The sequence below is a fragment of the Streptomyces capoamus genome (assembly GCF_014654935.1).
Taxonomy (GTDB): Bacteria; Actinomycetota; Actinomycetes; order Streptomycetales; family Streptomycetaceae; genus Streptomyces; species Streptomyces capoamus.
Genome location: NZ_BNBF01000001.1, coordinates 357,969 through 364,180, shown reverse-complemented (window position 1 = coordinate 364,180; position 6,212 = coordinate 357,969). Strand labels below are relative to the sequence as shown.

Here is a 6,212-nt window from a genome sequence, read left to right as displayed (position 1 = left end):
CGCAGTGCAGGCCGCGTACGCCACCGAAGCCGTTCAGGCCGCCGACCCACCCGGGCAGATCGCTGCTTACGACGCCGACCGCCTGCCCACCGAATGCGTACGCACCGGCCGGCCGATCCTGATCTCCCACATAGATGACGCCGCCATGGCCCGCATCGCCCGCGACGACCGCGCCGCCACGCTGCTGGCCCGTGCAGGCGTGCACTCCTACATGCTGCTCCCGCTCACCGCACGCGGCCAGATCCTCGGCTCCCTGGGGCTGAGCCGCGCCCGCAACCCGCAGCCGTTCGACGAGGACGACCTTGCCCTCGCCGGTGAGCTGGCCTCCCGCGCGGCGGTGTGCATCGACAACGCCCGCTCCCACCAGACGGTGCGCAATACGGCCGAGACCCTTCAGCGCAGCCTGCTCCCGGACCACCCGCCGCACCTCCCGGGCCTGGACGTCGCCTCCCGGTACCGGCCTGCACAGGCGGCTTACGAGGTCGGTGGCGACTGGTACGACGTCCTCCCGCTCGACGGCGACAAGACCGTACTGGTTGTGGGGGACGTCATGGGCAGTGGTATCGACGCCGCTGTCACCATGGGCCGCCTGCGCACCGGCACCAGCGACTTTGCCGACCTCGACCTGGACCCCGCCGAGGTCCTCCATCACCTCGACAAGATCACCTCAGGGCTTGAGCAGTACATCGCCACCTGCGTCTACGCCGTCTACGATCCGCACCGCGCGGAGTGCCACATCTCCCTCGCCGGCCATCTGCCGCCCGTCCTGGTGCGCAATGGCAAGCACCCGGAACTGCTCGACCTTCCGACCGGCACCCCGCTCGGGGTTGGCGGCGTGCCCTTCGTGACCACGACCATCCCCGTCGACGCCGGTGATCGGCTGGTCCTGTACACCGACGGCCTCGTCGAGGTCCGTCATCACCCCATCGACGAACGCCTCAACACCCTCCTGCGTCTGCTCGACACACCTGACCCCACCCTGGAAGAAACCTGCGACCGGCTCCTTCACAAACTCCGGCTTCCCGCCGACCCGGACGATGTCGCCGTCCTCATCGCACGCATGCAACCCTTCACGCCCGACTCTTGAAATACGGCCAGGCCCGGCCGGTCGCTGCACCGATCATCGGCGCGGGCGCTGGAGACCGGTGGATGGCTCACGCGTTGCGCGGCCCTCACGCCGCTGGTGCGTAGCTCCCCTCTCATCTGCTCACCGGTGCTCGTCGCGCGAGTCCTCAGCGAGATGTCCGTGCTGTCGATACGGACCGGATCAGCGACCACGACCACGCCCTCCGCGCGGTATTCCCCGAGCACAGGCCGGGCTGCGAAGGATCATCGCCCCGATCGACGGGACCTCCGACTGCCTATACGGATGTCCGGGCTGAGCGGTCAGTGGGGCCGCGATCGAGACGGACAGCGGCCGGCCGCTCGTCGGTGTGGCTGGTCCGGACGGTCTCCGAGCCCCTGAACCGCTCTTCCGCGGCCCGGCATGGGGGATGCACGCATAGCCGACCCCCTAACTATGGTGCCCCACCACATGTGCCCCTGACCTGCGTCTTCCTACCGTGTGCCGACACATACCCGTCCCCACCGCACACGAGGAAGTGGCGCACATGGCATCCGGAACCACCACCGCTCCCCCACCCACCGCCAGCCTCCCCCGCATCGTCGCCGCCAGCCTCATCGGGACCACCATCGAGTGGTACGACTTCTTCCTCTACGGCTCGGCCGCCGCGCTGGTGTTCAACAAGTTGTTCTTCCCGGGCTCCGACCCGCTCGTGGGAACGCTGCTGTCCTTCCTGACGTACGCCGTGGGGTTCGCGGCGCGGCCGTTGGGGGCGCTGGTGTTCGGGCACTACGGTGACCGGCTGGGGCGGAAGAAGCTGCTGGTGCTGAGCCTGGTGCTGATGGGCGGCGCCACGTTCGCCATCGGGCTGCTGCCCACGCACGCCACCGTCGGCACCGCCGCGCCCGTGCTGCTCACCGTGTTGCGGCTGGTGCAGGGCTTCGCGCTCGGCGGTGAGTGGGGCGGCGCCGTCCTGCTGGTGTCGGAGCACGGCGACGCCCGGCGGCGCGGCTTCTGGGCCTCGTGGCCGCAGACCGGTGCGCCGGCCGGGCAGTTGCTGGCGACCGGTGTGCTGTCGCTGCTCACCGCCGTACTGTCCGACGACTCCTTCGGCTCCTGGGGGTGGCGGATCCCGTTCCTGCTGTCCGGGGTCCTCGTCGTCGTCGGTCTGTGGATACGGCTGTCCGTCGACGAGTCGCCCGTCTTCAAGGAGGCGTTGGCGCGGGCCGAGGCGCGCCGGGCCGGTACGGAGGAGAAGCTTCCGATCGTCTCGGTACTGCGGCACCACTGGCGGGACGTGCTCGTGGCGATGGGCGCGCGGATGGCGGAGAACATCAGCTACTACGTCATCACCGCCTTCATCCTCGTCTACGCCACCACCTCGGCCGGCGTCTCGAAGCAGACCGCGCTCAACGCCGTGCTCATCGGCTCCGCGGTGCACTTCGCGGTCATCCCGGCCTGGGGCGCGCTGTCCGACCGGGTCGGCCGGCGGCCGGTGTACCTGCTGGGCGCGGCCGGGGTCGGGCTGTGGATGTTCCCGTTCTTCGCGCTGGTGGACAAGGGGTCGTTCGGTTACCTGGTCCTCGCCGTGACCGTCGGGCTCGTGCTGCACGGCGCGATGTACGCGCCGCAGGCCGCGTTCTTCGCGGAGATGTTCGCGACCCGGATGCGGTACTCGGGCGCGTCCATCGGCGCCCAGTTCGCCTCCGTGGCGGCCGGTGCGCCCGCTCCGCTCATCGCCACCGCGCTGCTCTCGGACTACGACAGCTCCACCCCGATCGCGCTGTACGTGATCGCCGCCGCCGTGCTGACCCTGGTCGCCGTGGGTCTCGCGCGTGAGACGCGGCACCGGGATCTCGGCCGGGTCGACGAGGAGGGCGGCGCTTCCGCCGCGGCGGCTCCGGCCGCCGGGGCGCGGACCGTCTGACCGGCCGAGTCCGAGGGCGTCCGCACCGACCGGCCCCGCGCGGGGCCGGTCAGTGCCGTATCGGTGCCGCCAGCCGGTGCAGCCGCAGGGCCAGTTGGATCTCCAGGGCGCGGGCGGGGGTCTGCCAGTCCGCGCCGAGCAGGCGGCCCACGCGCTCCAGCCGCTGCGCGACCGTGTTCACGTGCACGTGCAGCGCGTCCTTGGTGCGCGCGGGGCTCATGCCGCCCTCGAAGTACGCGCTCAGGGTGCGCACCAGGTCCGTGCCGCGCCGCTCGTCGTAGGACACGACCGGGCCGATGGTCCGCTCGACGAAGCCCGCGACGTCGCGTTCGCCGGCGAGGAGCAGACCGAGGAAGCCGAAGTCCTCGGCCGCCGCGCCGTCGCCGGCCCGGCCCAGCAGGTGCAGCGCGTCCAGGCAGCGGCGGCCCTCGGCGTACGCGGCGGCCACGGTGTCGGGGTGCCCGGCGAGGTCGGTGACGGGTGCCGAGGCGCCGACCGTGACCGGTTGGTGCACGGCCGTGCCCAGGTGGCGTGCGGTGCGCCGGGCCACCTCGGTGGCGGTGTCGCCGGCACCGAGCGGCAGCAGCAGGACCGTGCCGCCGTCGCGGGCCGCGGCCAGTCCCTGCCGGGTGGCGGCGAGGTGGGAGGCGGCGGACCACAGCCGGCGGCGAGCGGCGGCCTCTTCGTCGGCGTCGGCGGCCGGGCCGTCGAGACGGGCGGCGAGGACCACGTGGGTGGCGTCCAGGTCCGCCTGCAGGCGGCTGGCGCGTTCGCGCAGCAGGCGCGGATCGCGGTCGCGCGCGTCGAGCAGGTCGTCCAGCAGCTCGCCGCGCACCCGCTGTTCGGCGTCGGCGGCGGACCGGCGGGCGAGCAGCAGCAGGGAGGTGACCATGGCCGCGCGCTCCAGGGTCCGCTGGTCGACGGGGTCGAGGCCGGGGTGGCCGCGCAGGACCAGGGCGCCGAGGAGTTCGCCGCCGGCGGTCACCGCGGCGATCCAGTCGCTGCCGTGCCGTACGGCGTGCCCCTCGGCCCGGGACGCCTCCAGTGCTCCGGCCGGTGCCACGTCGGCCTCGGCGAACTCGACGGTCCCGTCGAGGACGTGGGAGACGGCCGCGGCCACGTCGTGGACCCCGCCGCCGCGCAGGACGAGTTGGGCGAGCCGGTCGTGGACCTCGGAGGCGCGTTCGATCACGGCGCTGCGGTCCCGGATGATCTCGTTGGCGCGTTCCAGGCCGGCCAGGGCGGCCCGGGTCTCGGCGAGCAGGTTGGCGGTGTCGATGGCCGCCGCCGCGAGCGCGGCGAACGAGCCGAGCAGGGCGATCTGCTCGCGTTCGAAGACCCGCGCGCGCCGGTCGGCGGCGAAGAGGACGCCGATCACGTGCGGTCCGAGCATCAGCGGGACGCCGAGGATGGCGACCAGTCCCTCGTCGCGGACCCCCGCGTCGATGGCGTGGGTGTGCTGGAAGCGGCCGTCCTGGAAATAGTCGTCGGTGACGTACGGCCGCGCGGTCTGGGCGACGAGTCCGCCGAGCCCTTCTCCCATGCCGAGGCGCAGTTGCTGGAAGCGGGCGGAGACGGACCCCTCCGTGACCCGCATGTAGGTGTCGCCGCGCGCGGGGTCGTTGAGACTGAGGTAGGCGACGTCCGTGCCGAGCAGGGAGCGGGCGCGCTGCACGATCGCCTGCAGGACGGCGTCGAGGTCGCGCAGTCCGGCGAGGTCGTGGGCGGTCTCGAAGAGCGCCGACAGCTCCGCCTCGCGCCGCCGGCGGCCCTCCAGCTCCGCGCGGACACGCAGGGCGAGCATTCTGGCCTCTTCCAGCGCGGCGAGCCGGCCGGCCGGCTCGCCCGCGGCTCGGGCGAGCAGCACGGGCTGCTCATAGGCCTCCACGGAGGCGTCGCGGGCCAGCAGGTCGAGGTACGGGGCCTCGGCGCTGCCGCTGGGGGCCGACTGCAGGTGATCGCGGGGCATGGTCACAGGATCCCGTATCGGCCACCCGGCCCGGCAGGCCTGTGGACAACTTGCGGAGCCGGTGCGGCCGGTGCGGCCGGAGCCTCCGGTGCCGCCGGGCCGGTCAGTGGGCCGTCCACCCGCCGTCCAGGACGAGGGAGGTGCCGGTGACGAAGGACGCCTGGGGGCCGCACAGGTAGGCCACGGCCTCGGCGACCTCCTCGGGTTCGATGAGCCGTCGTACCGCGCTGTCCTTCAGCAGGACCTCGGAGAGCACGCGCTCCTCGGGGATGCCGTGCGCCTGCGCCTGGTCGGCGATCTGCTTCTCGACCAGTGGGGTGCGCACGTAGGCCGGGTTCACACAGTTCGAGGTCACACCGTGGGCGGCACCCTCCAGTGCGGTCGTCTTGGACAGGCCTTCCAGGCCATGTTTGGCCGCCACATAGGCGGACTTGAAGGCCGAGGCGCGCAGGCCGTGGACGGACGACACATTCACGATCCGGCCCCACCCTTGTGCGTACATGTGCGGGAGGGCGCCGCGGATCAGGCGGAAGGGTGCCTCCAGCATCACGGTCAGCACCGTGTGGAAGACCTCGGGCGGGAACTCCTCGATGGGCCGTACCAGTTGCAGTCCCGCGTTGTTCACCAGCACGTCGGTGCCGGCGGCCGCGGCTTCGGCGGCGTCCAGGTCGGTGAGGTCCACGACCAGCGGTACGACGGTGCCCGCGAGGCCGTCGGTCCGGTTGGCCTGCTGGGCCAGCTCGGCCAGGCCGGCCGCGTCCCGGTCGACGGCGCGGACCTCGGCGCCGGCGGCCGCCAGCCGCAGTGCGCAGGCGCGGCCGATGCCGCCGGCGGCGCCGGTGACCAGCGCGGTGCGGCCGTCGAGGTCGAGCGCGGGCGCCTGGGATCGGGGGTCGGGGCCGGGCAGGGGGGTGGGCGAGGTCATGTGCCGACCCTAAGCGGAAGCCGACCGTCCCCACATATGGTGACCCCCCATACTTCAGCTAGCAGTCATAGGGTCGAACCATGTGGGTGCCTCGGACATGGCCTGCTTGATCCGGAAGAGCGCGAACTCGTGCAGTTGCGGCAGCGCGTCCACCGGGAACCAGCCGACGTCCAGCGACTCGTCGTCGTTGACCCGCGCCTGCCCGCCAACGGCACGGCAGCGGATGGTGACGTCCATGTACTGGCAGACGTCGCCGTTGGGATAGGTCACCGGATCGGAGGACTGGACCAGGACGATCCGCTCGGCGACGCAGTGCACGGCCGTCTCC

General features: G+C 72.5%; 5 protein-coding genes. 2 read left to right on the top strand and 3 right to left on the bottom strand.

Features of this window, described 5'->3' with window-relative positions; all coding sequences use genetic code 11:
- Window positions 1–1,087, top strand: a 1,087-nt coding sequence (locus IE312_RS38500; RefSeq protein WP_229898871.1) for a PP2C family protein-serine/threonine phosphatase, incomplete at its 5' end; no start/stop codon positions are given.
- Window positions 1,088–1,610: 523 nt separating this feature from the next.
- Entirely contained in the window at window positions 1,611–2,990 is a 1,380-nt protein-coding gene (locus tag IE312_RS01720) for an MFS transporter (protein WP_189977579.1), read from the top strand.
- A 49-nt stretch (window positions 2,991–3,039) separates the two neighbouring features.
- On the opposite strand, the gene IE312_RS01715 is transcribed toward IE312_RS01720, so the two are convergent.
- From IE312_RS01715 to IE312_RS38495, 3 genes are all read right to left on the bottom strand, one after another.
- Entirely contained in the window at window positions 3,040–4,959 is a 1,920-nt protein-coding gene (locus IE312_RS01715; RefSeq protein WP_189977578.1) for a helix-turn-helix domain-containing protein, read from the bottom strand.
- 103 nt (window positions 4,960–5,062) lie between these two features.
- Window positions 5,063–5,884, bottom strand: a complete 822-nt coding sequence (locus tag IE312_RS01710; protein ID WP_189977575.1) for a 3-hydroxybutyrate dehydrogenase — start codon at window positions 5,882–5,884, stop codon at window positions 5,063–5,065.
- 54 nt (window positions 5,885–5,938) lie between these two features.
- Window positions 5,939–6,212, bottom strand: a 274-nt coding sequence (locus tag IE312_RS38495; protein ID WP_502266954.1) for an NUDIX hydrolase, incomplete at its 5' end; no start/stop codon positions are given.